The 26,072-nt window shown below is 66.8% G+C and carries 26 protein-coding genes; 14 read left to right on the plus strand and 12 right to left on the minus strand.

Features of this window, described 5'->3' with window-relative positions; all coding sequences use genetic code 11:
- Window positions 1-29: 29 nt before the first annotated feature.
- Window positions 30-428 (minus strand): type II toxin-antitoxin system VapC family toxin, encoded by a 399-nt coding sequence (locus B7L05_RS16180; protein ID WP_144037345.1) that lies wholly within the window; start codon window positions 426-428, stop codon window positions 30-32.
- Entirely contained in the window at window positions 421-669 is a 249-nt protein-coding gene (locus tag B7L05_RS16185; RefSeq protein ID WP_085811332.1) for an AbrB/MazE/SpoVT family DNA-binding domain-containing protein, read from the minus strand. The genes B7L05_RS16180 and B7L05_RS16185 overlap by 8 nt, the downstream gene beginning before the upstream one ends.
- Before the next feature lie 233 nt (window positions 670-902).
- Between B7L05_RS16185 and B7L05_RS16190 the strand changes: the two genes are divergently transcribed.
- On the plus strand, window positions 903-1,559 hold the full coding sequence (locus B7L05_RS16190; protein ID WP_046408804.1) for a recombinase family protein: 657 nt from the start codon (window positions 903-905) through the stop codon (window positions 1,557-1,559).
- A gap of 111 nt (window positions 1,560-1,670) precedes the next feature.
- On the opposite strand, the gene B7L05_RS16195 is transcribed toward B7L05_RS16190, so the two are convergent.
- On the minus strand, window positions 1,671-3,245 hold the full coding sequence (locus B7L05_RS16195) for a DUF4403 family protein (protein ID WP_240886015.1): 1,575 nt from the start codon (window positions 3,243-3,245) through the stop codon (window positions 1,671-1,673).
- 229 nt (window positions 3,246-3,474) lie between these two features.
- Between B7L05_RS16195 and B7L05_RS16200 the strand changes: the two genes are divergently transcribed.
- Window positions 3,475-3,957 carry a DUF4142 domain-containing protein gene (locus B7L05_RS16200; RefSeq protein WP_256926806.1) on the plus strand — a complete coding sequence of 161 codons (483 nt, stop codon included), beginning with the start codon at window positions 3,475-3,477 and terminating at the stop codon, window positions 3,955-3,957.
- Window positions 3,958-4,023: 66 nt separating this feature from the next.
- On the opposite strand, the gene B7L05_RS16205 is transcribed toward B7L05_RS16200, so the two are convergent.
- The 7 genes from B7L05_RS16205 to B7L05_RS16235 all read right to left on the minus strand — a co-directional run bounded on the left by B7L05_RS16205 (window position 4,024) and on the right by B7L05_RS16235 (window position 11,173).
- Entirely contained in the window at window positions 4,024-4,518 is a 495-nt protein-coding gene (locus B7L05_RS16205; RefSeq protein WP_046408752.1) for a MarR family transcriptional regulator, read from the minus strand.
- A gap of 36 nt (window positions 4,519-4,554) precedes the next feature.
- Entirely contained in the window at window positions 4,555-5,982 is a 1,428-nt protein-coding gene (locus B7L05_RS16210; protein WP_046408751.1) for an efflux transporter outer membrane subunit, read from the minus strand.
- Window positions 5,982-7,508 carry a DHA2 family efflux MFS transporter permease subunit gene (locus B7L05_RS16215; protein ID WP_046408750.1) on the minus strand — a complete coding sequence of 509 codons (1,527 nt, stop codon included), beginning with the start codon at window positions 7,506-7,508 and terminating at the stop codon, window positions 5,982-5,984. The genes B7L05_RS16210 and B7L05_RS16215 overlap by 1 nt, the downstream gene beginning before the upstream one ends.
- Window positions 7,508-8,644, minus strand: a complete 1,137-nt coding sequence (locus tag B7L05_RS16220; RefSeq protein WP_046408749.1) for an HlyD family secretion protein — start codon at window positions 8,642-8,644, stop codon at window positions 7,508-7,510. The genes B7L05_RS16215 and B7L05_RS16220 overlap by 1 nt, the downstream gene beginning before the upstream one ends.
- A 438-nt stretch (window positions 8,645-9,082) precedes the next feature.
- Entirely contained in the window at window positions 9,083-9,889 is an 807-nt protein-coding gene (locus B7L05_RS16225; protein WP_046408748.1) for an NUDIX domain-containing protein, read from the minus strand.
- 23 nt (window positions 9,890-9,912) lie between these two features.
- The gene (locus B7L05_RS16230) at window positions 9,913-10,362 is read right to left on the minus strand and encodes a PaaI family thioesterase (RefSeq protein ID WP_046408747.1); all 450 of its coding nucleotides are present in this window, start codon (window positions 10,360-10,362) and stop codon (window positions 9,913-9,915) included.
- Window position 10,363: 1 nt separating this feature from the next.
- Window positions 10,364-11,173, minus strand: coding sequence for an enoyl-CoA hydratase-related protein (locus B7L05_RS16235; RefSeq protein ID WP_046408802.1), 810 nt, complete (start codon window positions 11,171-11,173; stop codon window positions 10,364-10,366).
- Between the two features lie 189 nt (window positions 11,174-11,362).
- Here B7L05_RS16235 and B7L05_RS16240 point away from each other — a divergent pair, with 189 nt between their 5' ends.
- The 9 genes from B7L05_RS16240 to B7L05_RS16280 are packed head-to-tail and all read left to right on the plus strand — an operon-like array spanning window position 11,363 to window position 21,424.
- Window positions 11,363-12,064: a FadR/GntR family transcriptional regulator gene (locus B7L05_RS16240; protein ID WP_231731945.1), complete on the plus strand. Its 702-nt coding sequence runs from the start codon at window positions 11,363-11,365 to the stop codon at window positions 12,062-12,064.
- A gap of 46 nt (window positions 12,065-12,110) precedes the next feature.
- A complete protein-coding gene (locus tag B7L05_RS16245; protein WP_046408745.1) occupies window positions 12,111-13,247 on the plus strand; it encodes a nitronate monooxygenase family protein in 1,137 nt (378 codons plus the stop codon).
- A 29-nt stretch (window positions 13,248-13,276) separates the two neighbouring features.
- Entirely contained in the window at window positions 13,277-14,449 is a 1,173-nt protein-coding gene (locus tag B7L05_RS16250; protein WP_046408744.1) for a transporter, read from the plus strand.
- Entirely contained in the window at window positions 14,446-14,904 is a 459-nt protein-coding gene (locus B7L05_RS16255; RefSeq protein ID WP_046408743.1) for a Zn-ribbon domain-containing OB-fold protein, read from the plus strand. Before B7L05_RS16250 ends, B7L05_RS16255 begins: the two co-directional genes overlap by 4 nt.
- A gap of 4 nt (window positions 14,905-14,908) precedes the next feature.
- Window positions 14,909-16,129, plus strand: coding sequence for an acyl-CoA dehydrogenase family protein (locus B7L05_RS16260; RefSeq protein WP_066781967.1), 1,221 nt, complete (start codon window positions 14,909-14,911; stop codon window positions 16,127-16,129).
- Window positions 16,130-17,224 carry an acyl-CoA dehydrogenase family protein gene (locus B7L05_RS16265; protein ID WP_066781966.1) on the plus strand — a complete coding sequence of 365 codons (1,095 nt, stop codon included), beginning with the start codon at window positions 16,130-16,132 and terminating at the stop codon, window positions 17,222-17,224.
- Window positions 17,225-17,241: 17 nt separating this feature from the next.
- Window positions 17,242-18,855 (plus strand): acyl-CoA synthetase, encoded by a 1,614-nt coding sequence (locus B7L05_RS16270; protein WP_046408739.1) that lies wholly within the window; start codon window positions 17,242-17,244, stop codon window positions 18,853-18,855.
- Between the two features lie 5 nt (window positions 18,856-18,860).
- A complete protein-coding gene (locus B7L05_RS16275; protein WP_231023660.1) occupies window positions 18,861-20,456 on the plus strand; it encodes an NAD(P)/FAD-dependent oxidoreductase in 1,596 nt (531 codons plus the stop codon).
- On the plus strand, window positions 20,453-21,424 hold the full coding sequence (locus tag B7L05_RS16280) for an alpha/beta fold hydrolase (protein ID WP_046408737.1): 972 nt from the start codon (window positions 20,453-20,455) through the stop codon (window positions 21,422-21,424). Before B7L05_RS16275 ends, B7L05_RS16280 begins: the two co-directional genes overlap by 4 nt.
- A 5-nt stretch (window positions 21,425-21,429) precedes the next feature.
- On the opposite strand, the gene B7L05_RS16285 is transcribed toward B7L05_RS16280, so the two are convergent.
- Together B7L05_RS16285 and B7L05_RS16290 are read right to left on the minus strand one after the other, a co-directional pair.
- Window positions 21,430-21,861, minus strand: a complete 432-nt coding sequence (locus tag B7L05_RS16285) for a PaaI family thioesterase (protein ID WP_052742494.1) — start codon at window positions 21,859-21,861, stop codon at window positions 21,430-21,432.
- On the minus strand, window positions 21,858-22,271 hold the full coding sequence (locus B7L05_RS16290; RefSeq protein ID WP_046408736.1) for a PaaI family thioesterase: 414 nt from the start codon (window positions 22,269-22,271) through the stop codon (window positions 21,858-21,860). The genes B7L05_RS16285 and B7L05_RS16290 overlap by 4 nt, the downstream gene beginning before the upstream one ends.
- A 113-nt stretch (window positions 22,272-22,384) precedes the next feature.
- Here B7L05_RS16290 and B7L05_RS16295 point away from each other — a divergent pair, with 113 nt between their 5' ends.
- The 3 genes from B7L05_RS16295 to B7L05_RS16305 all read left to right on the plus strand — a co-directional run bounded on the left by B7L05_RS16295 (window position 22,385) and on the right by B7L05_RS16305 (window position 25,726).
- Complete coding sequence (locus B7L05_RS16295) at window positions 22,385-23,329, plus strand: MlaD family protein (protein ID WP_046408735.1); 945 nt, start codon at window positions 22,385-22,387, stop codon at window positions 23,327-23,329.
- Window positions 23,330-23,453: 124 nt separating this feature from the next.
- The gene (locus tag B7L05_RS16300) at window positions 23,454-24,131 is read left to right on the plus strand and encodes a TetR/AcrR family transcriptional regulator (protein WP_231023661.1); all 678 of its coding nucleotides are present in this window, start codon (window positions 23,454-23,456) and stop codon (window positions 24,129-24,131) included.
- Window positions 24,131-25,726, plus strand: coding sequence for an AarF/ABC1/UbiB kinase family protein (locus B7L05_RS16305; RefSeq protein ID WP_085811333.1), 1,596 nt, complete (start codon window positions 24,131-24,133; stop codon window positions 25,724-25,726). Before B7L05_RS16300 ends, B7L05_RS16305 begins: the two co-directional genes overlap by 1 nt.
- Window positions 25,727-26,072 lie beyond the last annotated feature (346 nt).

A 26,072-nucleotide genomic window follows, 5' to 3' on the forward strand; every position in this document is an offset into this window, starting at 1 on the left:
GGACCGTACCCAGAAGCACGAATGTGCAACTACTCCGCAAGCGGCCGCACATTGGTGATGGTGATGCCAACGTCCGCGCTCGCCAGCGGGCCATCGGTCGTGAACATCTCCGCCTGCAGGTCGATCGCCAAGGCAAGGCACGCTCGGTCACCAAGCGAGAGGCCAAGCGCCTTCGTCGACGGCCGGAGGTCGCCTACTATCAGTGCCTGGGCAGGAGAGAGCGGCCGGACGTCGAGGTGAAGCCCGCCAAGCGCCTCACGCACCTCGTCGAGCGGCAATCCTCGGTCTCGAAGCTTGGAGACGACCTCGGCGAGGTTGGTCGTTCCGATGATGCTACGGGTCAGGACGTCCGCTACCCGATCCGCCCCGGGCTCGTCATTCAGCAGGCAGAGCAGGGCGGGGGCGTCGAGGACGACCTTGCTACTCACGCTCCGCCTCGCGCCGGCGCTCCGCAATCAGCTCGTCAGCCAAGCCGACGCCTTCGGGCACATACCTGCGCAGGATCGCGCGAGCACGTTCAAGCGCTCTAGGTACTGATCGTACCCGCAACTCGCCATCGTCCACATCGACGAGAACGGTGTCACCCGTGGCGATCCCGAGCTCCCGGCGCATAGCCGCCGGGATAACGAGCTTACCACCATCCACGATCTTGACCCTCTGTGCTTCCATCTGCACTGAACTCGCTTGGCTGACCCGATCACCAAAATGTACCGCATGACGTCGCTGATGCATAGCACGAAGGAGGGCACTCCTACGCTCTTGGTGATCAGTGCTCGTTCATGTCCGTGCCCAGTAGCTACTTAGGCCTGGTTTGTTGAGCTAGGCTCGACAGGATCGGCGCTTGCTATTCCGAGCCGGTTGCCGCAGCACTGGCTCACATGGGTGTACCCAACGGAGCCAACATGAGTACGACAGTCCGCGCTGCTCGCGTGTACCTGCGCGTCAGCACCGACGAGCAGGATCTTGAACGACAAGAGGCGATGGTCGTGTCCTCGCGTGCCGCGGGGTATTATGTCGCAGCTGTTTATCGCGAGAAGGCTTCCGGCGCGCGTCCTGACAGGCCCGAGTTGCTTCGCATGATAGCCGACCTGCAAATGGGCGAAGTGGTTATCGCCGAAAAGATCGATCGGATCAGTCGCCTGCCGCTGGCTGAGGCGGAGAGGCTCGTCACCGCTATCCGCGACAAGGGAGCGAGGCTAGCCGTACCAGGAATCGTGGATCTTACCGATCTTGCCGAGGACAATGGCGGGGTGACGCGCATCGTCCTAGAGGCAATTCAAGACATGTTACTGAGGGTTGCGCTTCAGACCGCTCGCGATGATTACGAACTGCGCCGCGAGCGGCAGCGGGAAGGCATAGCGATCGCCAAGCGGGAGGGACGCTACACCGGTCGAAAACCAGACTTGGCCCATCATCGCCGCATCGTCTCACTTCGTGAGGCTGGGATGAGCATAGCGAAAACGGCGGCGCTGGCGGGTTGCAGCATCGCACAAGTCAAGCGCGTCACAGCCCTCCACCGGGCGACCAAGCAGAGCGATGCGCGTCCGACGATACCGTGAGACAGAGCCGGATGATTTGATTTGACCTTTGAATAGTTCTGCCAAGATCGAAAGAGGCTGCAGCGTTGCCGCTGGGACGATCAAGCAGGCGTCAAGGCTGCAGCAGAGATCTCAATTTCCGGCCCGCCGTGGCGCAAGGCCGATCGTGGCCGTGCCGCGCCCCCATACCGGCAGGTAGACGCCTTGCCCCGCCGCCTTCAGCTGGCCCGTCCGCACGTCCGTGATGCGGGCGCGCACGATCAGGTCGCCGATACGCTTCTCGTCGATCGCACGGGTGATCTTGCCGAACAGCTTGTCGAAATCCTTTTCGAAATTCTGGGTCAGCGCGGCTGACACAGTGCCAGATATGCCGGGAGTGTTGGCAAGCTTCAGCAGCAGGCTTGTCCGGACCGAGTCGGTCACACTGGCGACGGTGAGATCGTCGAACGCGACACGGCGATCGTTGACGGCGTTGCGCGGCGTGGCGGTAAGCCAGATCGTGCCCCGCGAAGGCTCCCCGCCTTCGGCTGCCGCGCTGAAGCGAAGCCCGACTGCGATCTTGCCGCCCGTCGTGCCGTAGATGGTCACTTGGTGGAACTGCGCGCGCACGGCCCCGACACCGGGCACTTCGAAGGGGCGGCGCGACCGCTTCACCAATGCCTTGGCGAGGACCGGCTCCAGCTGACGATAGTCGGCGATGACGGGTATGGCGAACAGGATGCGGCCGGGTCCGGGCTGCGTGCGCGTCATGTCGGGGAGCGGCCGGCGCTGCGGATCAGGTGGCCGGTCGCCGACGAACGTCTCCGTAACTGCCGTCAGCCCTAGAGCCAGGTTCACCCGGTTGCGCGAGATGGTGTAGCCTCCGTAGCTCAACTGCCGGGGCGTGATCCGCATCCACACCGGCGGGTTCGCCCGGTTCAGTTGGACGGAGGTGAACGCCGACCCCCAGACCTGCGCGACCTGCTCGCGCAGCTGCAATCTGCCGAGTTCCTGCGGCAGCGAACGCTCCAGGCGCGCGACGACGCCGGCGAGCTTGGCGTCAGCCTTGCTGGTGAACTCGATGCGCTGGCCAAGGAAGTCGACGTGGGGCTCGTCGGTCCAGTCGTAGGCGATCGACACCGTGCCGCGCGGCGACCAGTCGCGGGCGATGTCGAGCCTGATCACAGCCCGGACGCGGGCGTCCGCCTCGGCCGTTTCCCGGCTGAGTACGCCTCCCACGTCGCGCGCGCTGATCGCGGCGTGAAGCGGCATGGTGACAATGATCGTTTTTCCCGAGCCCTCCAGCACCAGCGGCCCTCGGACGACGGTGCCGGTGATGCGGCACTGGATGGCGGGCGTCTTTATCTTCGCGAAGAGGATCTTGACCTTCTTCGGCGGAAGGCAGGTCTGCCCCGGCTTGTCGATCGACCAGAGGCGACGTGGAATCGCCTGTTCGAGGCTTCGGGCCAGCTTGTCCAGGTCCGCGACGATCGGCACATCGACGGTGGACGTCTGCGGTGGCACGTTGATCGTGTCCGTCGCTCGCGGCGGCGCCTGGCGAGGCGTTCGGTCGCAGCCAGCGAGGCAGGCGACGCAGAGCAGGACGGATGCGATCGAGGCACTCGAGACTTCGCTCCTGCGCAAGAAGGACCCGGCAGTCCGGCCTGGCGCTTCAGCTTTTGACGCTGCCGGCGCGGGAACGGTCCCCCTGGCCGTCGTGTTCTTCATCGCCGCGCACCTCCAGCCGTCCGAGCGGCCATCCATCCAGTGGGTTCACCAAACGAGTTTAGAGAAAGGGAACCGTTCCGTTTCCTTATCGTTCAGCTCGTTGATTTCGGTCAACGCCTCACAACACCAATGGAGGATCTCAATGAAGACTGCGATAGTGGCTGCGTTGCTCACCCTGGCGCCGATACCAGTGTTGGCGCAGGCCGTTTCGCCCGCCACTTCGGGAACGATGACCAGCGCCGACGTCGGCGTTTCGCCGATCGCGAGCCAGAGCGGACCCAATTACGTGCTCGCGGCGGCCGACGCCAACCTTTACCAGATCAAGGCCGCGCAGCTCGCCGCGACACGCGCGCAGCGGGATGACGTCAAGGCCTATGCCAAGCGCGTGCTGGCGGAAACGCAGAGCAGCCACCAGGCGCTACTTGCGGCGCTGAAGAACGATCAGCGCACGATAAAGGCGCCGCCCTCGAGCCTGTCCGCCGACCGAGCCGCCCTGCTCAAGCTGCTCCAGAAGGCGCCCAAAAGCGCGTTCGACAATCTGTATCTGACCCAGTCCGCGCAGGTCCAGCAGGCCGCATGGGCCGTGCACAAGGGTTACGCGCAGGATGGAACCGATCCGGCGCTGCAGCAGGTCGCCGGCACTGCGGTCCCGGTGCTGGAGAACGAGCTCACCACTGGCAAGTCCCTTACCCCCTCCGGGCTTGCAGGATAGGTGAAACCGGCCGGGCCAGGTCGATGAAGCCCCCCTTCGACCTGGTCCGGCATCTGTTTGCGGCGATCACTGTCTGGAGTGCAGCCGGCGGAATTGCTCCCGTGCTTCGGCGCGCATGAGCTGCTGCATAACAATCCAGTAGCCCGTGACGGCTGTTTCTCCTGCCGCTTGGTAAGCGTTCGCCATGTTGCTCCTGAGATGCTCGAAAAGCGCGTTTTCTAGCGCTCGTCCCTTATCGGTCAAAGAAAGCAGCTTCTGACGACGATCGCGCTCCCCGACCCGTCCGGAGACGAGCCCGCGATCCATGAGGTCCCTCATGACCCTGCCAAGCGATTGCTTGGTGACGCTTAGAACGTCCAGGAGTTCGCTGACGGAAATTTCGGGATGCCTCCCCAAGAAATAAAGAACGCGGTGGTGTGCCCGCCCGAGGTTCTGCTTAGCCAGCTCGGTATCGACATGAGCCAGATGGGATCGGTGAGCAAAGAACATCAGGTCCATCCCTCCCCTGATCGCGTCATCACGCAGATACTGGGCAGGTGGCGGCAGAAGCGGCGCCGTCACGCGGTCAGGCCCCTCCCTGGCATGGCTGCAAGACCGTCACTGCTGGCTCCATCCCAGTCCTATCGCCTTCTGCAAGGCGATGAATGCACGATCAAGTTCACCCGTCGCTTCCAGGACCGACTGATCAGCAGCCAGCGCCGCGCGTTCGGCCTCGATGGATGTGGTCAGCGGGATCGCCCCCTGCTCGTATCGCTGCTTGGCGTAGGTCGCCGACTGCCTGGAACCATCCCGGCTCGCGATGCTCGAAAACAGGTTACGTCGCTGATTGCCGAAGCGGGTCAGGCTGGTTTCCGCATCGGACAGCGCGCCGAGAACAGCCTTCCGATATTGTGCTTCAGCCTCGTCACGGTCGGCCCGCGCCTGTTCGACCCGGGCACGATTGCGGCCGAAGTCAAGGAAGCTCCAGCTGATCCGCGGCAGCAGCAGACCCGCTACGCTGTCAGGATCGACCGCATCGGCAATATTGGGACCACCCAGGCCGATGATGCCCATGATACTGACCGAAGGGAACTGCCGGGCAATGTTGACGCCAATCTTTGCGTTCGATGCCGCCAGCTGCCGCTCGGCCGCGCGAATGTCTGGGCGGCGCCGAAGCATGGCGGCGGGATCGCCGATCGCGACAGTCCCGGGGATCATCGGAATCGGAGCGGGCGCGGAGAGCGCCGCGTCGTGCGCACCGGGCTCGTCGCCGGTGAGCAGGGCAAGCTGGTCCAGCGTGGTCGCGATCTGTCCCTCAAGCGGCAACAGTCCCGCCTCCGTGCGAGTCAGCTCGGTCTTCAGACGCACCACCTCGTCGCGCGATGAGGCGCCGCGCTGCTCGCGCTGTTGCAGCAGGGCGAGTGATCGCTGCTGAAGCTGCGCGGAGCGGCGCGCCAGGATCAGGCGCTGCTGGAGTTCGCGCAAGGTCACATAGTTCTGGGCCACCTCCGCCGAGAGACGAACTTGCGCATCAGCTCTATTGGCTTCGGCCGCCTGAGCCTGGGCCTCGGCACCTTCGGCCGCGCGGCGCCGTCCGCCGAAGAGATCGATCTCCCACGACGCATCAAGGCCGGCATTGTAGAATTCGGCCCTGATACGATCGGATTGCTCGCCCTGCGTCGGCAGCGCGAGCGAGCCTGCGGGAAGATCGGCGACGATCGCAGTGCCCGACGCCGAGACGGTGGGCAGCTGGTTCGCGCGCTGTTCGCGCAAGCTGGCGCGCGCCTTGCGGATGCGCGCCTCCGCGATCGCCACGTCGGGATTTGAGGCAAGCGCGCGGTTGATCAGCGTCGTGAGCTGCAGATCGCCCATGCCTTCCCACCAGCGCGCAACAGGGGCTTGCGGTGACGTGACTACCTGATCTGCGCGGCGAAATGTCGTTCCGGGACGCTCGCCGCTCGCGACGCCCGGCGGGCCTCCATAATTGGGTCCGACGACGCAGCCGGTCAGGAGGGCGGGCAGAATGGCCCAGCTAAGTCGCTTCATCAGTGCATCGCCATCTGCGTGTCGGAGGAGATCGGGCGGAGGAACAGCGCCAGCGGGGTAGTGATCGCAATCGCGACGCCGAGCGCGAAAAACAGATCGTTATAGGCCATGACGGTAGCTTGCTCGAGGAGCTGCCCGGCAAGCTGCCTATAGGCGCCCGCTTCGCCGGACGGCATGGACATGGCCTTCGCGAACCACTCCTGCGTGGTCGCCGCGTTGGCCGACACCGTCTCCCCTAGCCGATTGAAATGCAGGAAAGTCTGCCGGTCCTGGAGGGTCGCCATCAGGGCGAGGCCGATCGATCCGCCAAGGTTCCGTCCCGCGTTGAACAGCGCGGACGCGTCGCCGGCATCCTCGGGCGCCACGGCGCTGATCGCGGCCTGGTTAAGGAACATCATGGCGAAGATCTGCCCGAAGCCGCGGACGAGCTGGGAATCCCTCAGATCGCCCCCCGCCGATTGTGCGGTGAGGTGCCAATCCATGGCGCAACTGACGCCGATCAGCGTCATCCCGACGAAGACAGCCAGCCGGACATCGAGATATTTGAACGCGAGCGGCAGGAACGGCATCAGCATCAGGGCAGGGATGCCGGAGACGAAGACCACCTTGCCCGATTGCAGGGCGCTGTAATCCGCCATCGACGAGAGGAATTGCGGGATCAGGAAGGTCACGCCGTAGAGCACGACGCCGATGACAAGGCTGAGGACGAAGACGCTGCCGAACGACCGGCTGAAGATCAGCGACAGCTTGAGAACCGGATGCGCGGAGCGGACCTGTCCGATCGTGATGAGCGCAAAGCCGAACACCGTTGCGATCGCGAGCTTCACGATCATCGCGGACTCGAACCACATCTCGCGCTGTCCCTCCTCCAGCATGACGGTGAGCGCTCCCAAGCCGATCGCGAGCCCCGCGATCCCGAACCAGTCGGCATGGCGCAGCTGGTCGAGCCGCAGCTTCTCGTGCTTGAGCCCGAACAGCAGGAGCAGGACGAGCCCGGCACAGACCGGCACGTTGAGGAAGAAGGCATAATGCCAGCTGTAATTGTCGGTGAGCCAACCACCGATGATCGGCCCGAGCACCGGGCCGAGGATCGCGGTGCCGCCGAACGCGGCGGTGCCGATCGGCTGCTGTGACGGGGGCAGCCGCGTCGCGATGATGGTCATGGCAGTCGGAATCAGCGCACCACCGGTAAAGCCCTGGCCCACACGGCCAGCGATCATCATCGGCAGCGTCGTCGAGATGCCGCACACGACGGAAAAGCCGGTGAAGCTGATCGCCGCGCCCAGCAGGAAGTTGCGCAGACCGAACAGGCGCACCAGGAAGGGGCTTAGCGGGATCATGACGATCTCCGCCACGAGATAGGAGGTCGCGACCCAGGTGCCCTCGGTGCCGCTCGCGCCGATTTCGCCCTGGATTGTGGGCAGGGCCGCATTGACGATCGAGATGTCGAGAAGCGCCATGAACGACCCGATCGTGCCTGCAGCGACGGCAAGCCAGTCGCGCAGGCCGGCGCGTTCCGCCGCCATCAGCGCGCGCCCTGCGTCTCGCCGCGCTTCAGCCGCTCGGTTTCCTGCTTGATTCGTTCCCGGCTTCCCTTGGCGCCGATCGTGTCGACCGTCACCTCCACCGACAGTCCGGGACGCAGCACCCGCCGCGCCTCCGGACCCGCCTCGATGCTGATCCGCACGGGCACGCGCTGGACAATCTTGGTGAAGTTCCCGGTCGCGTTCTCGGGCGGGATGAGTGAAAACTGCGCGCCCGTCCCCGGAGAAAAACTGGCGACCCGGCCTCGCAGTTCGGCACCGTCCAGTGCATCCACCTTGATGGTCACGGGCTGCCCGACGCGCATCAGCGCGACCTGAGTTTCCTTGAAGTTCGCCTCGATGTAGAGTTGATCGACTGGCACCACCGACATCAGCCGGGTCGCCGGCTGGACATATTGCCCAGCCCGGACGGCCTTGTCGGCGACAACGCCGTCGATGCTGCTGCGGATCTCGACGGCCCCGAGGTCCGTCGAGGCGCGCGCAAGCTGCGCCTGCGCGGTGCCACGCTGCGCCTCCGCCTGACCGATGCGAGCCGCTTGGGTTGCAACACTGCGACGGGCGGCGAGGTAGGCCGCTCGCTGCGCGCGCAGCTCCGCGGCAGCCCGGTCACGCTGAAGCACCAGGCTTGCCAGCCGCTCACGCGATTCCGCCCCTGTCCGGGTGAGCGGTTCGTAGCGTCTTACCTCGTTCTCTGCCGCTGCGGCGGCAGCCTCGGCGCTCGCGACCTGGGCGGCCGCCTGGGCGACCGTGGCCTGTTGCTCATCAAGTGTCCGGCGCGCAGTGGTGATGTTGGCGCCGGCTGCGGCGATCTGGGCTTGCGCCTCTTCGACATTGGCGCGGTAGTCGCGAGGATCGAGCACGGCGAGCAGCTGACCGCGACGGACAGGCTGGTTGTCGGCGACGAGAACACGCTCGACATAGCCGCCCACCTTCGGCGAGACGGTCACGAAGTCCGCGCGCACATAGGCGTTGTTGGTCGACTGCAGGAACTGGCCGCTCGCGCGGTAATTCATGTACCAAACGATAGCCGCGATGATGCCGGCGACAAGCGCGGCGATGAGGACGTAGCGAATGATGGGGTAGCGCTCGAGAAGCGACGGCTTCTTTTCGCCATTCATCTCCTCGGAACCGTCCTCCGACCTGGATTCTGGGTGAAAATTCGCGTCCGGGTCGTCATGTCTCACTTTGTTTTCGTGGTTCTCAGCCCGATCGTCAGCCACCCTGCCGTCCCGTCAAATGTAAACCGAACCGTAGCATAGTCGGAGCTCGAGAGTAACGCTACAGACATTCCGGGCGTCGCACATATGACGCCCGAATGAGTCGCGTCGGGAAGCTAATCCGACGCTGGCCAAACCACGTTCGAATTGTGTCTCGCCGCCACCCAAGATGTGACGGTCGGTATGTGCAGATCCTGATCTCGATCTGGCCGGGCGCCAGCCGACGCGAAACGTCGGCCTTCGGCAACTTCCAGGTGTCAGGCCAAAGTCCCAAGAAAAGGCCGCTCTGTTTTGCCAGAGCGGCATGGGGAGGTTCTGCAATAGTCGGAACCTGGGATGTCAGGCCCTGAGCTCAGTCAAACTCTGTGTGACTTCACCATAGCCAGCATCGAGCGGAATGGTCAGAACGCGCTCTCCGTCCCGTGTCTCGATCTGCGGGAGCACGGTGACCAGCGGACGTGCCTCCGCTCGGGCGAGGCAATCCGCTGCGCTCTCGGCCTCGGCCAGCAGCTTCACGTTCATCAAGGTGGGGAAGATCACGGTTCGGGCGCCGCTTCGGGCGAGGTCCAGGACCGACTCTGGCGCGATCCACTCGGCATCGACCGTTTCATGTCCGTCGCAGATCGCGACCTGGTCGGCCGGAGCGGGGGCAGCGTAGAACCAGGTGTCGAACCGCTTCGGCATCATTTCTGGAGTGATCCAGCGGGCGAAAACGGTCAGGGCGGTCAGCGAGAGCTTCACCCCCAATCCGGCGACGACATCGAGGAAGGCGAGTTCCCCGGTATCGACCTTCCGGCGGGCCTCGGCGTCGCATACACTGGAGAAGCCGCGGCCGTCGGGATAGTTGGCCAGCAGGATCCCCGCTTCCTCGAACGCCTCGCGGATGGCGCCGATGCGCAGCGCGCGCTGGGTCGCGTCGATTTCGTCCCACCCGGTTACGTGATCGCGCCAGCGCGGATCGTCGTCACCGGGGTGCATCTTGCCTCCCGGGAACACCAGCGCTCCCGAGGCGAAATCGATCTGGTGGTGTCGTCGCACCATGAGCACCTGATATTCGGGCACATCCCGCAGCAGCAGGATGGTGCCGGCCGGTCGCGGCTCGGCCGGAGTGCGCCTGGCGTCCGCCGACGCGGTCTCGATGCTCATGATCTCTCCTATTCTCTGCACGGTCATGTCGCGATGCCGCCGTCCCGCATGAGATACGAACCGCGACCGCTGGCGAGCAGCACGTCGTCGGGCGAGCGCACCTCGCTGTCCGCGACCGACAGCGTCCGTCCTATCTTCACGACGCGCGCGTGGATGTGAAGCGGGCCGCCGCTTGCCGGACGGTGATAATCGACGTGGAGCGACGCGGTGGCGCTGACCGCACGCGTCCTCGTCAGCAGGACATACATGCCGGCGAGATCGATCAGGCTGGCGAGCACGCCGCCATGCACGGACGGGATCCGCGGATTCGATACGATCTCGTCGCGCCACGGCATGCTGAGGTGAAGGACACCGTCTGTCACGTCCTCGACGCGAAGCCCGAGCCAGGCGTGGAACGGCGCGATCGAGAGCGCGCCTTGCAATGCGGCGCCCGCCAGCCCGTTCGCGATACCCGAGGATGCCTCGTCAACCATCTCAACGTCCCTTGAAAACGGGTGTACGCTTTTCCATGAAGGCGCGCGGACCTTCGCGCGCGTCTTCAGTTCGGAACACCGGCGCGGCGAAGCCCGACTCGAGGTTCATGCCTTCGCTCTCCGGCCGCCCGATACAGGCGCGCGCCGACGCGCGGATCGCCTGCACCGCGATCGGGCCGTTGGCGGCGATCCGTCGCGCGAAGTCGAGCGCCGCAGGCAGCACCTCCTCCGGCGCAACGACGCGGTTGAGGAAGCCATAGTCGAGCGCGGTTCCGGCATCGATCAGATCGCCGGTGAGCAGCAATTCCATCGCGCGCGCAAAGGGAAGCTGGCGCGGCAGTCGCACCGTCGATCCCCCGCCCGGGAAGATCGCCCATTTGACCTCCTGCACGCCGAAGCGCGCGGCGCTCGATGCGATCCTGAGATCTGTACCCTGGACCAGTTCCATGCCGCCTGCGATCGCATGCCCGTTGATGGCGGCGATCACCGGCTTGACGACGTCAAATGTGCGCAGCAGCGCGGTGCCGAGAATATCGCGGTCAGCGAGCACGCGGCGATCCCACTCGTCCTCCGGCGGTCGCCCGCCGCTGACGAGCGGGATAAGGCGGCCGAGGTCGGCACCCGAGCAGAAGGCGTCGCCGGTGCCGGTCACGACCGCGACGCGGATCTCGGCGGCGTCGCGCACCCTGCTCCAGCAGTCGGCCAGTTCCACCAGCATCTGCGGATCAAGCGCGTTGCGCGCCGCGGGTCGGTTGAGATGGATGATGGCGATATATCCATCGGTTTCCATCCAGGCTGCGTTGTCGGTCATCAATTCCCCTCCCGCGCTTTAACATTATACCCTTTTAATAGCCTTGCAAGCCGGCGACGGCAGCAATTTGCCGCTGGACAAAGATAAAGCAGTGGAGCAACATAAAACCATGATAAGGATTCATTGATGCCGGACGTGGATGAGCAGGGCGAGGCGCTCTCGTTCGCAAGGGGCAAGCGCGCGCTTCGCGTGGCGCAGGCGATCGTGCACGACATCGAGGCCGACGCACGCCAGGTCGGCGACCGGCTGCCTCCGGAGCACGACATGCTCGCGCGGTACGAAGTCGCCCGCGCCACATTGCGTGAGGCGCTGCGTTTTCTGGAACTGCAGGGCGTGCTCCACCTGCAGCCCGGTCGAGGCGGCGGGCCGGTGGTCGCGCGGCCGCAGATTGGCGATTTCACGAGTTCGCTTGCGCTCGTACTGCACTTCGTCGGCACCGACCTGCGCGCGCTGATCGAGCTGCGCGAGGCGCTGGCCCCGCGGGCGGCCTCTCACGCTGCCCGGCGCGCAACGGCGGCGGATCTGATGGCGCTGGCAAGCTGCTTCGCCGATCTCGAGCAGCAGGTGGAATCGATGCTGTTCGAGGAAACCAACCGGCGCTTCCACGACCTTCTGGCATGGGCGAGCGGCAATCCGCTGTTCGGGTTGCTCACGTCCGCGCTGCATCTGCTGACCCGCGACCTTTCGCGCCAGCTCGGCTATTCCGAGCACGAGCGCGAGAACCAGGTTCGTCGCCTCGCGCGCGTCGTCCATGCGGTGCGGCTGCGCGACGCGGTCACGGCGCGGCGCGAGATGGAACGGCTCGTCGAGGGATCGGCGGAGTATCTCGGGCGGCGCAGCCCCGACCTGATGGATCAGAAGGTGCGCTGGACCCAGGCGTTCGAGGCGTAGCCGCCGGAGTAGATCAGCAACGAGAACGATGTGGGAGAGACGGACAATGGCCCTGAACAGCCGAATCTGCGGGATGCTCGGCATCGACTATCCGATCGTCCTGGCCGGCATGGGCGGGGCAAGCGTCCCGCGACTGGCGGCGGCGGTGTCCAACGCGGGCGGGCTGGGCGTGCTCGGCGCGGCAGCGTGCTCACCCGAGCAGCTCCGCGCGTGGATCCGCGAAACGCGCGCGCTGACCGACAAGCCGTTCGGCGTCGACACGCTCCTGCCCGCCTCGGTGCGGCGCGGCTCGGCGCCGCAAACCGGGGCCGCGCCGGCGGACCCGCGCGCGGTGCTCGCCGACTATCAGGCGTTCACGCGCGACTTCATGGAGCGCGAGGGGCTGGAGATCGTCGCGCGTGATTCCGGCCGCGCCGTCACGGAGGGTGCGGCAAACGGCGGCGCGGCGCTGTTCTCCAAGGAGTTCTTCGAGGCCCAGATGGAGGTCGTCGTCGAGGAGAAGGTGCCCGTCTACGCGGCGGGGCTCGGCAATCCGGGGCCGTGGATGGATCGACTCCACGCCAACGGCACGGTCGTCATGGCGGTCGTCGGCAAGGTGAAGCACGCGCTGCAGGTGGTGGAGTCGGGCATCGACGTGATCGTGGCGCAGGGGCACGACGGCGGCGGGCATAATTCGCCGATCGGCACCATCTCGCTCATCCCGCAGGTCGTCGATGCCGTGGGGGACCGGGTGCCGGTGCTCGGCGCTGGCGGCATCTCCGACGGGCGCGGTGTGGCCGCGGCCTTCATGCTGGGCGCCGAGGGCGCCTGGGTCGGCACCGCGTTCCTTGCGACGGAGGAGGCAGGGATCGAGGACTTCCAGAAGGAAGCGATCGTCGACAGCGGCGATGCCGATACCGTGGTAAGCCGCTCGATCACGGGCAAGCCTGCCCGCATGATCCGCAGCAAGTGGGCCGACGCCTGGGTGGCGGCGGGCAAGGAGCCGCTGCCGATGCCATACCAGTCGATGATCGCCGGTCCGGTGATGGCGTCGGGCATCCGTGCGAAGCGCAAGGACATCATCCCGGGCTTCGCCGGGCAGGGCATGGGGCTGATCCACGCCGTGCGCCCCGCCGCCGAGGTGATGCGCGACCTCGTCGCCGATGCCGAGCGCGCGCTCGGCCGCGCGGCGGGCCTCCGCTGAGGGTCGCGGCTGGTACAGGAGGGACAGATATGACCTTCTCGGACAAGGCGGCGATCACCGGCGTCGGGGAAACCGATTACGTCAAGGGCACCGAGCGCACCGCGGTGGACATGATGCTGGAGGCGTCGCGGCGCGCGATCGCGGACGCGGGGCTGCGCCCGTCCGACATCGACGGCATGGTGCCGCCGCCCATCTACACCACGTCGGAGGAACTGGCGGCGAACCTCGGCAACGACGTGCTGCGCTACGCCGCGACCGTCCACATGGGCGGCGCGAGTCCGACGACCGCGCTCCAGCATGCGGCGATCGCGATCGCGGCGGGGCTGTGCGACCACGTGCTCGTCACGCTCGGCTGGAACGGCTTCTCCGCGCTGCGGCCCAAGCCGGGCGCTCCGCCCACGCGGCCGATGAACATGAACACGCTGACCAACACGATCCGCGGGTATTACATGCCCTATGGCGTGTTCCTGCCGGTGCAGATGTATGCCTGGCTGGCGACCCGGCATTCGCAGCTCCACGGCGTCGGTCCGGAAGCCATGGGGGCGGTGGCGATGGCGTGCCGACGGCATGCGCAACTCAATCCGAAGGCGTTCACCTACGGCCGGCCGCTCGACTGGGAAACCTACCACGACGCCCGGATGGTGTCGGAGCCGTTCCGGCTCTACGACTGCTGCCTCGAGACCGACGGCGCGTGCGCGGTCGTCGTCTCGCGCACCGACCGCGCGCGCGACATGCCGCATGTGCCCGTCACAATCGCAGGCGCCGCCGAGGGGCATCCCTATCCCGCGGACGATATCCCCTCGCGCCCGGATCCGTTCAAGATCGGGCTGAGCTACGCCGCGCCCAAGGCCTTCGAAATGGCCGGTGTGCGCCGCGAGGAGATGGATTTCCTCCAGGTCTACGACTGCTTCACCTACGTCGTGCTGCTCCAGCTGGAGGCGATGGGCTATTGCGAGCCGGGCGGCGCGCTCGACTTCGTGCGTGACGGGCAGATCGAGCTCGGCGGGCGCTTTCCGCTCAACACCCATGGCGGGCTGCTGAGCGAGGCGCACGTGTGGGGGCTCAACCACGTCGTCGAGGCCGTGCGCCAGCTGCGGCACGACTGCGGCGAGCGCCAGGTGCCGGGAGCACAGACGGGGCTCGTCACCGGCTGGGGCGACCTGGGCGACGGCAGCATCGCCATCCTGCGGAGGTTCGCATGAACGACGACGACATTGCGCCCAAGCTGCGGGCACCCGCCGTCTCGCCGCCCAAGCCGTTGCCGCACCCGCAGGATCCGGTAGAGCAGGAGTTCTGGCAGCGCTGCCAGGGCGGCACGCTCCATTTCCAACGGTGCGGCGAGTGCCGGACGTGGCGCCACCTGCCCCGCTACATGTGCGCGCGCTGCGGCTCGCCGTCGTTCGCCTGGGAGCCGAGCAGCGGGCGCGGGCGGCTGTTTTCCTGGACGGTGACGCACCAGGCGCTTCACCCCGCCTTCGCGGCCGACGTGCCGTATGTAGCGGCGGTGGTCGAGCTGGACGAGGGCGTCCGCATGGCGACCCGGCTGACCGGCGCCGACCCTGCCACGCTCGCGCTCGACATGCCGGTGGCGCTGGCCTTCGAAACGATCGGCGACGGGTTTCGGCTGCCCGTCTTCACACCAGCTGCAGGAGCGTGAACCGATGGACCTGAGTTACGGCCCGGAATACGAGGCGTTCCGCGATGAGCTGCGCGCGTTCATCGCCGAGAACCGCCACCGTGCCCCGGCCGCGCCCGGCGCGGCGCAGCGCGCCGGGGCGGACGCGGTCGCGTGGCAGCAGCTGCTGCTCGAACACGGCTACACCGCGCGCACCATTCCGCGCGAATATGGCGGCTTCGGCGCCGAACCCGACATCCTCACCTCGCGCATCATCGCCGAGGAGTTCGCCGCGGCGGGCGTGCCGGGCGGGCTGTCGAACCAGGGCATCTCGATGCTCGTTCCGACGCTGCTCGAGCTCGGCACGGAGGAGCAGAAGCGCCGCTGGATCGCGCCGACGCTGCGCGGCGAGATCGTCTGGTGCCAGGGGTATTCGGAACCGGGCGCGGGCTCTGATCTGGCGGCGCTGCGCACCAGCGCGCGCGAGGAGAACGGCGAGTTCGTCATCAACGGGCAGAAGATCTGGACCAGCACCGCGCATCAGGCGGACATGATCTTCTGCCTCGTGCGGACGGAAGCGGACGCGCCCAAGCATGCGGGGATCAGCTACCTCATCTTCTCCATGAAAACACCCGGGATCGAGGTGCGCCCGCTGCGCACGATGACGGGCCACGCCGAGTTCAACGAAACCTTCTTCACCGACGTGCGCGTGCCCGTGGACCAGATCGTCGGCCAGCGCGGGCAGGGCTGGATGGTGGCCAACGCCACGCTCGGTTACGAGCGTGGCATGCTGGGCGACCCGGCGGCGCTGGAGAATCGCCTCGCCGCGCTCGTGCAGCTGATGCACGATGAACGGATCGACGGCGTGCGCGCGATCGACAACGCGGCATTGTGCGACCGGCTGGTGGCGCTGCAGGCCGAAGTCGCGGCGATGAAGTTCAACGGCCTGCGGCTGCTGTCCAATTCGCTGAAGGGCGAACCCGGCGGCCTCGCCAAGCTGATCGTCAAGCTCCAGTCGTGCGAACTGGCGCACCAGATCTCGGCGCTGGCGATCGACGCCATGGGGGAGCTCGGCCTGCTGTACGGCGGCAGCCGGCGCGAGCGGGCGGGCGGAAGCTGGCAGTGGAACTACATGTTCCAGCTCGGCCTCATCATCGGCGGCGGCACCGCGCAGATCCAGAAGAACATCATCGCCGAGCGGGGGCTCGGCATGCCGCGCGAGCCGAAGCTGGAGCACGCGCGCGCACCCAAGGCGGGGGCGGCATAGATGGATTTCGGTCTTTCCCCCGAGCAGCGGATGCTGCGCGACGCGGTCGATCGGCTGCTGCGCGAACATTGCCCGCTCGATCACGTCCGCGAGGTCGCGGAGGGCGGCCATGCCGTCAGTGCGGCGGTGGTGGCGGCGCTGTCCGAGCTTGGCCTTTCCGGCATCATGGTGCCCGAGGAGCACGGCGGCCTCGGCCTGGGCCTGCTCGATGCCTTAGTAGTGGCGGAGGCGCTCGGCGCAGCGGTGGCGCCGGTGCCGTTCGTGGCGCGCTGCGTCCTCGCCCCGCTTGCGCTGCGGCTTGCCGGCACGCCGGCGCAGCAGGCGCGCTGGCTGCCGCGCATTGCCGACGGCAGCGCGCGCTTCGGCGTCGGGCTGACCGAGGTCGTCAACCGTCGCGACGGCGGCGGCGTCACGGCCGCGGACGGCACGCTCAGCGGCTCCGCGCTGTTCGTGCTCGACAGCGCCGACGCCGATGCCTTTGTCATCGCCGACCAGGGCGGCCAATTGCATCTGGTCGCCGGCGAGGCGGACGGGCTCGAACGCCTTCCGCTGTCCACGATCGACCTCACGCGGTCGGTGGGAGAGTTGCGGCTCGACGGCGTCGCGGCCGAGCCGCTCGGCGAGGACGACGGCGGGACCGCCAACCGGCTTGTCGCCGCGGGCCGCGTGCTGCTCGCGGCGGACAGCGTGGGCGCGGGCGACGTGATGATCGCGCGGGCGGTCGATTATGCCGGGGAGCGCGAGCAGTTCGGGCGCGTCATCGGCAGCTTCCAGGCGGTCAAGCACATGTGCGCCGAGATGGCGGCGCGGCTGGAGCCGTGCCGATCGCTCGTCTGGTACGCGGCGCATGCGTTCGACGCGGTCCCGGATGAGGCTTTGCTGATGGCATGTCATGCCAAGTCTCACACCGGGGAGGTGGGCCGATTCGTCGCGCGTACCGCCACGGAGGTCCACGGCGGGATGGGGTTCACCGACCTGCTCGGCCTCCATTACTGGTTCAAGCGCATCGGCTTCGACCGGCAGTTGCTCGGCGGGCCGGAGATCGTGCGCGCGGAGGCGGCCGCGCTGCAGGGCTGGGGCAAACGCGCCGCCTGAGACGAGGAGCAGCAGGCATGACGCAGTGGAACCTGGGCGACATCCTCGACGCGATCGAGCCCGTAATGCCCCACGACGCCCCCGCGCTGATCCACGGCGACCGGGTCATCACCTGGCCCGAGATGGCGCGCCGTTCAAACAACATCGCGCGGGCGCTGCGTGCGCGGGGCGCGGGACCGGGCGCCAAGGTCGCCTTCTATATGCGCAACCGGCCCGAATACGGCGAGCTGATGGCGGCGTGCTTCAAGGGACGCCTGACCCACGTCAACATCAACTACCGCTATCGGCCCGACGAGGTGTTCTACATCTTCGACGACAGCGACAGCGAGGTCGTGGTCTACAGCGCCGAGTTCCGCGCCTGCATCGAGGAGCTGCACGGCCGGCTCGGCAAGGTGCATACCTTCGTGGAGATCGGTCCTGAGGCGGAGCGCGCCTCGTTCGCGCTGCCCTACGAGGCGCTCGCGCGGGAGGGCGACGGCGCGCCGCTCGGCATCGCGCGCTCGCCCGACGACGAGTTGTTCATCTACACCGGCGGCACGACGGGGATGCCGAAGGGCGTGATGTGGCGGCACACCGACATGCGCGAGGCGCAACTCGACGCGCAGCGGCTGATGGGGCCGACGCCCGCCGACCTTGCAGAAACCGCGGCGCTGACCGCGCGCGACGGACCGGGCCGGCGTACGATGCCCGCCTGCCCGATGATGCACGGCACCGGCTTCATCACGTCCATCGGCACGCTGATGAGCGGCGGCTGCATCGTGACGCTCGGCGGTGAATCGTTCGATGCCGACGAGCTGTGGCGGTCGGTCGATCGCGACCGCGTCGAATCGATCGCGATCGTCGGCGACGCCTTCGCCAAGCCGATGCTGGCCGCGCTGGATGCCGCGCCCGGGCGCTACGACACGTCCAGCCTCGTCACGATCGTTTCATCCGGGGTGATGTGGAGCCGCGAGGTGAAGGCTGGGTTGATCCGGCACATCCCGCAAGTCGTGCTGATGGACAGCTTCGGCGCGTCGGAAGGGCTGGGGTTCGGCCTGTCGGTCACCAGCGCGGCGGGCGAGACGGCGACCGCACGCTTCACCATCGGCGGGCTGTGCGACGTGTTCGACGAGCATGACCGGCCGGTCGTGCCGGGCAGCGGCACGCCCGGTTTCATCGCGCGTAAGGGCGCGATCCCGATCGGCTACTACAAGGATCCGGAGAAAAGCGCGAAGACGTTCCGCACCATCAACGGCGTCCGTTACTCGATGCCTGGCGACTGGTGCACCGTCGCCGCGGACGGGACGCTGACGCTGCTCGGGCGCGGCAGCGTGTGCATCAACACGGCGGGTGAGAAGGTCTATCCGGAAGAGGTGGAGGAGGTGCTGAAGACGCATCCAGCGGTCGCGGACGCGCTTGTGGTCGGCGTGCCCGACGAGAAATGGGGCCAGGCGGTGACGGCGGTGGTCCATGCCGCACCGGGGGCGACAGTAGACGAGGCGGCGGTGCGCGCTCACGTGCGCGCCGCGCTCGCCGGCTACAAGACGCCCAAAGCGATCGTCGTCACGGACCGACCGCTGCGCGCGCCGAACGGCAAGGCGGATTACAAGGCGGCGACCGACATCGCCGTCGCGGCAGTCGCTGCGCGATGACGGGCGTGCCCGACATCGACGCGCTGGTGATCGGCGCGGGCTTCAGCGGGATCTACCTGCTCGGGAAGTTGCGCGAGAACGGCTTCAACGTTCGGCTGGTGGATGCGGCGGCGGAGCCGGGCGGCATCTGGTACTGGAACTGCTACCCTGGCGCGCGAGTCGATTCGCATGTTCCGATCTACGAGTTCTCGGACGAGCGGGTGTGGCGCGACTGGACCTGGTCGGAACGCTTCCCAGGCTGGCGCGAGTTGCGTCGCTATTTCCGACATGCCTGCGACGTTCTCGACCTCTGGCCTGCAATGACGCTCGGCGTCAGGATGCGCTCCGCCGTGTTCGACGAACATGCCGGCTTCTGGCGAGTGGAACTCGCCGATGGAGAGCGGCTGACCACCCGCTATCTGCTACCGTGTACCGGCTTTGCGGCCAAGGCGTACATCCCGTCACTTTCGGGACTCGACAGCTTTGCCGGCCCGGCCCACCACACCGCCCACTGGCCGCAGGAGGGCATCGACTTTGGCGGCAAGCGCGTCGCGATCATCGGGACCGGCGCGAGCGGTGTGCAGGTCGCTCAGGAGGCGGCACGCGAGGCTGCGCAGCTGACGATCTACCAGCGCACACCTATACTGGCTCTGCCGATGCGCCAGCGCCCATTGACCGCGGCTGAGCAGGAGCAGGCCAAGCCCGGTTACCCCGAGATCTTCCGTCAACGCCGACTGAGCAGCGGCGGGTTCGAGATCCTGCGGCTCGACCAGTCCGCGCTCGAGGTGTCAAGCGAGGAGCGCACCGCGGCGTTCGAGCGGCTGTGGGCGGCGGGCGGCTTCCACTATTGGGTCGGCAACTACGCCGACATCCTGGTGGACGAGCGCGCCAACCGGCTGGCCTACGATTTCTGGCGAGACAAGGTGCGCGAGCGGATCACCGACCCAGCGTTGCAGGAGAAGCTCGCACCCAGCGACCCGCCGCATCCGTTCGGGGTCAAGCGGCCGTCGCTCGAGCAGACTTATTACGACATCTTCAACCAGCCGAACGTCGAACTCGTCGACCTGCGGGAAGAGCCGATCGAACGGATCCTGCCCGACGGCATAGCCACGAGCGTCGGTGAGCGCCGACACGACGTCCTGGTGCTCGCGACCGGTTTCGACGCAGTGACGGGAGGGCTGATGCAGATGGACATTCGCGGGCGCGGCGGGGCGACGCTGGCGCACGCGTGGGGCGAAGGCGCACGCACGCATCTCGGCTACGCGGTTTCGGGCTTCCCTAACATGGTGTTCCTCTACGGCCCGCAGAGCCCGTCCGGCTTCTCCAATGGTCCGACTGCCGCGGAGGTGCAGGGTGACTGGGTCGTCCGGTTCCTCGAGCATCTGCGCACGGGCGGGTGGTCCCGCTTCGAGGCCGAGCCGGACGCGCACGCGGCATGGGCGCGCCACATCGACGAGATCGCCGCCATGACGCTCTTTCCCAGGGCCGATTCCTGGTACATGGGAGCGAACATCCCAGGCAAACCGCGTCAGCTACTCAACTATCCGTCTGTGGTCGGCTATGCCGAGATCTGCGATGCGGTCGCCGAGGCGGGCTATAGCGGTTTCCGGCTGTCGGCATGAGCGCCGCCGAGGCTACCGGATCGTCGGACATCGACCCGATATGGGCCGAGGACGGGTCGCACCTGCCGGACTGGTTCGTCGATGCGCTGGCCGTTCCGCGGGAAGAAGGCTTCGTCACCGTAGAGGGCGCGCAGATCCACTACCTGCGCTGGGGCGACCGCGCAAAGCCGGGCGTGCTCATGGCGCACGGCTTTCTTGCCCATGCGCGCTGCTGGGCGTTTATCGCGCCGTTGCTCGCCGCGGACTACCATGTGGTCGCCTATGATCTTGCGGGCATGGGCGACAGCGACGCGCGCGTGGGGATCGATGGTGACGGCCGCGGGCGCGAGATGATCGCGGTGGCGGAGGCGACCGGGCTGTTCGACGGTGCTGCGCCGCCCGTGATCATCGGCCACAGCTTCGGCGCGGGGGTCGCGGTGACCGCGATGACGATCGCGGCCGAACGGTTCGCGGGCGCGATCATCTGCGACCTGATGATCATGCGGCCGGAGGCGCTTGCCGCCTACTGGCGTGGCGGACGCGGCAGCCCCGGCTCGGGCGACCCGAACAAGCCCGCCAGCCGGTATCCCGATTACCCGACCGCACGCGCGCGCTACGTGCTCGCGCCGCCACAGCCCGCGGGTGAGCCGTTCCTGATGGACTACATGGCCTATCATTCGCTCCGGCGGGACGGGGACGCGTGGACGTGGAAGTTCTCGCCCGCGGTGTTCGCGCGCGGCAACTCGGCGGACGAATGGATGACGATGGGTCGCCGTGTCGCCGCGGCGCCCGGTCGGCTGGCAATCATCTACGGCGAGCACAGCGCGCTCTTCGGCAGGGATTCCGCGGCATATCTGCGCGAACTGGGAGCCGGCGCGATCCCGATCGTCGCGGTGCCCAACGCGCGCCATCACCTGATGCTGGATGAGCCGCTCGCCTTCGCGACGGCGCTCAGAAGCATCCTTGCTCTCTGGAGATCGGCCCGCTGAACCAATCAGGAATGTCGGGTGTGATCCTCGTCTCCGGAGGATTGTCCGACGGCGAATTCCAGCTGCGCAAGGCACAGTTTTCCGGTTCCGTTTCGCTCGACGCCTTCGGCATGCACCACTGCGACACGACGCCCTACGCGCACCAGCGTCGGCGTCGTGCTGACTGCGCCCAGTCTGACCGGGGCGAGAAATTGAAGGTTCATGCTGATCAGCCGGCAGGACTGCCCTGGCGAGAGTGTGCGGGAGAGAGCAAGCTGTGCGGCCAGCTCAAGAAAGGACGCGATCGCGCCTCCATGCAAGGCGGGCAGAATGGGATTCCCGACAAGCTCCTCCGTGGGGATCAGCGTGAACGTTTCACCGCTTTGCGTCATCATGGTACCGAGTAGCTTCGCAAAGCCGTTCCGCCCGGTACTGGCCCCGATCGCGCCTTCGTTCATGGGGCGACAGCCCGATTGATCGAAAAGACGCCTTGGGCAGTCGCGATCAGGTGAGACGGATCTGTATCCCAGACTTCGGCGCGTACGAACGCACGGTGCTCGGTCGCGTCGTAGCAGTGAGCCCACGCCGTCGCGGGGCATCTCGCCTCGGCGGATCGCACATGGTCCACCTTCAGGTTAAGGGTGGAGATCGCCAGCCGTCTGCCCAATCGAGACATCACGGCAACGCCGCAGGCCTGATCGATGAGGCTCGTCAACACACCGGTCGCGAGCGCCTCCTCCTCGTCCGCCAGCTCCGCGTGCCAATCGACCCGGAGCGAACTGAGCCCGTCGCCGATCGAAACGAGCTCAAGGCCCAGCCGATTGCCCCACGGTATGTCGCCCGGTCGCAAGCTCAAGTCTCCAACCATAAAACCCCTCCCTGCCCAGACGATTCCTGTTCCCCGCCGCGTCCACAAGCCAAGCACAGGAAAACGGTACGGTTTACTTACAAACTTCTTCGCCTTAACGTCTGCATCCTGCGATGGAAACGCGATCCAACAAATTCCTTGTGCTCGCGGTCACCGGCCTTCTGCTGAGCACGCTTCTCGTCTTCACCCTTTGGCTTTTCGATGCGCGAAGTGGAGACGGAAACCCGTATCTCATCCGTTTCACCGGGAGCGTCGCCGGCCTGGAAAAGGGATCACCAGTGACGTTCTCGGGCGTCCCGGCGGGCCATGTCACGTCCATACGGTTTGACGGAGCTGATCCCTCAGCGGTTCTCGTCACCATCAGCCTCGAACCGGGAACCCCCATCGTCACAGGTGTCAAGGCAACGATCGCGCGATCCGCACTGGCAGGGACGGCCAACATCAGTCTCGACGGCGCAAAGTCCGGTGCATCCCCGATCGTCGCGACGAGGGTCGGTGAGCTTCCCATCATCCCCGCCAAGGAGGGTGGGCTTCTTGGCGGGGGAGGGGATCCAGTCGCGCTCGTGGACAAGATCAGCCGGACAGTCGACTCCGTGTCGCGCAACCTCGATGCCGCCCAACAGCAGCGGGCCAGCGATCGGCTGGCGGCGCTCGCGGAGAGTTCCGCAGGCTGGGCAGACAAGGCTGGAGCGGCATCTGACGCGCTTACCGGCGCCCGCGGGCGTGTCGTGGCCCTGGGGGACGCCTTGCAGCGATCCGGCGAAAGCGCCGAACGGTTGGGGAGCGCTGTGGTAGAAAGCCGCGCAACCGTCCTCGCCAGGGCGAACCGTGCGTTGCTGAATGCCCGTGGCGGAGCCGTGCGTCTCACGGCTCGCGTCGAGGCTGTTCGACCCACGATCCGCAGCGCGACCGTGAAAGAGGCCCAACTGCGTGAAACCGTTCGTTCAGCAAGGAAGAAGGCAGGCGCTGTCAGAGATACGGCCGTTCGCCTCGATCAGGAAGGGCTGGGTGTGGGTGCACCGTCCCTCCCGACCTACAAGCCGGGGTCGCGGCAGTGATCGACCGCGACACGATAGGACAACTCTGGTCGGAGAGCGGGCTGGCAGGCGAGGAACCGACCGTCCCGGCGTGATCCTCGTCAACGGGTCCGGATCGCGCTACCCTCGCTCCAGGAGAACGAGATTGAGCGATGACGAGAAGAAGAGCCGGCGCCCAGGGAAGATGGGCAGACCGACGACCGAGGACGCGCTCCGACTGACTTCGCATATCCTCAAGAGCGCCCGCGAGCTGTTTTTCCAGCACGGTTTCGACGGCGCCAGTGCCGACATGATCGCCGAACAGGCGCGCATCTCCAAGCGAACCCTGTACGCGCGGTTCGGCAGCAAGGCTCGCGTGTTCGAGGCTGTCATCCTGGACGAGATCGATACGCAGCTGCGCGCGCTCGAACCCTCCGGCAGCGACGAACCCGACATTGCATCGCGCCTTCGCGTCATCGCCGATCGCCTGCTCGAGTGGCTCCTGACGCCTCGGATCGCCTCGATGGAACGCGTCGTCATTGCCCAAGCGGTGCGTTTTCCTGCGCTCGCGGCGAACATCCACGACTTCGGCTATCAGCGGGCTGTCCAATGGGTGGCCTCCATCCTCGCCCATGCCGATGCCAAGGGCGAGCTGTCGCTGGCGGACCCGGTGTTCGCTGCCGAGCAGTTCGTCACGCTCGTCGTCGTCGCGCCCATGCGCCGCGCGGCGCTCGGGCTGTCTCCTCCCGCGTACGACGATGCAGCTCGCGAACGTATCTTGCGCGTGATTGATCTGTTTCTCGACGGCTGCCGTCCGCGGCACGTCGACAAAGGGACCATGTGATGCTCGTCAACGACGACGAGCCTCAACTCGGTGAGCGCGCGCGCCTTGCCGAACTCATCCAGATCATGGGCCGCCACGGGCTGAACGGCTTGGCCGCTCGCCTGGGTCTGCTGCCAGGTCGCTCGGAGCAGCCGGCAGACGTCTGTACGCCCGAGCGGGTCGTCGCGCTGCTGCGGGACCTTGGACCTGTCGCGGTGAAGCTGGGGCAGGTGCTCGCGACCCGTGAAGACCTGCTAGGGCCGGAATGGGTGCGTGCGCTGGCAACGCTGCAGGATCGCGTGACACCGCTGCCGTTCGAGGCGCTGGAGCCGACGATCCTGGCCGCGCTCGGCTCCCCGATCGAGGACGTGTTTGCGAGCTTCGGCCGCGACCCGATCGCCGCGGCGTCGATCGCGCAGGTTCATGCCGCCACCCTTCGCGACGGAACCGAAGTCGTAGTCAAGATACGCCGGCCGGGGATCGCGGAACGAGTCGATGCCGACCTTCGGCTGCTCCGCCGCATCGCGCGGCTTGCCGCGAGGCACTCGCCGGAGATACGGCGCCTCAAACCTGACGACCTGCTCCGGTTTTTCGCGGAGAGTCTGTCGCAGGAAATGGACCTCAGTGCCGAAGCGGCAGCCTGCGAGAGCATCGGGGCCTTCCTGCAGCCGCTCGGCGTCCGCACGCCCGCCTTCTACTGGGATCAGGTCGGGCGCCGGATCAACGTGCAGGAGCGGCTCAACGGCGTGCCAGTCCGCGAGATTATCGACGGGGCGCAGGAGGGGGGCGTGGAGGTCGCCGGCCGCTACGCGGATGCCGTGCTGCGGATGATCATCTTCAACGGCCGGTTCCACGCGGACCCCCATCCCGGCAACGTCTTTGTCCTTGCCGATCGCTCGCTCGCGTTCATCGACTTCGGCGCGGTCGGCGTGCTCAGCCCCGCCCGGAGGAACGAGGTCGTCACGCTCATCCTTGCGATCGCAAGCGAGGATACGCGGTCGGTCACGGACGTGCTGCTGCAATGGTCCGGCGAAACCGATGTCGATCGTCAGGCGCTGGCCCGCGACCTCGACGCGCTCACTGGGCGATTCCGCGGGGCGGTACTCCAGCAGATCGAGCTAGCCGACATCTTCGGCCGTGTATTCGCGCTGCTGCGAACCTACCGGCTGGCGCTGCCGCCCGATCTCGCCCTGCTGCTGCGCACCCTGTTGATCGCCGAAGGGTTCGTGCGACGGCTCGATCCCGGCTTCGACATCGCCGCGCGCGCCGCGCCGATCGCGCGCGAACTTCTGCGCGAGCGGATCGGCCCGGCCGGACTCAAGCGGGGCGGACGGCGGCTGGCGACAAGCCTTGGCCGGCTGGCCGCGGTATCCCCCGATTTGGTGACCTTCGCGGAGCGTGTCGCACGGTCGGGCGCGCTGCCGATCGAGTTGCACAAACGCGCAGTCTCACCCCCGGCCTCGCTCCGGCGCGCCGATCCCAACGTCCTGTCTGCCGGAATGCTGGTCGCCGGCGCGATCCTTCAGCGTGACCATGATGTTGTCGGCACGATATTGATGGCGTCAGCGGTATTGCCCGCAAGCTGGGCCTGGTTCGCGAGCAGGCGGAGGCGCTGACCTGCCATCGCCCGATGTGACGGATTCACGGTTTCTGCCTTCCGTCTAGCGCGCGCTGAGACCGCCCCTCGAGCTTCATCTGTGAACGACGGAACAATCCAGGGGGAGGGGGTGTTCTCTATAAGTAAACCGGCTGGTGTATAAACCGCACCCTGGTTAGATCGAACGAGGGCCTTGCGTGTGGAACAGCCGGACTACGAACAACATCCACTTGCCGAGGACTGGGCTGATTTCGGCGCTGCATTGAGCAACCTGATGCCCATGCTGGCAAGCTATGCACGATCGCTAGGGTCAGGACCCATTGATGTGAGTGTCGCGATCTGATTCAGGCTTCGCGAGGAGACCC

This window comes from Sphingomonas sp. TZW2008, from assembly GCF_002117915.1.
In the GTDB taxonomy this organism is placed as follows: domain Bacteria; phylum Pseudomonadota; class Alphaproteobacteria; order Sphingomonadales; family Sphingomonadaceae; genus Sphingomonas.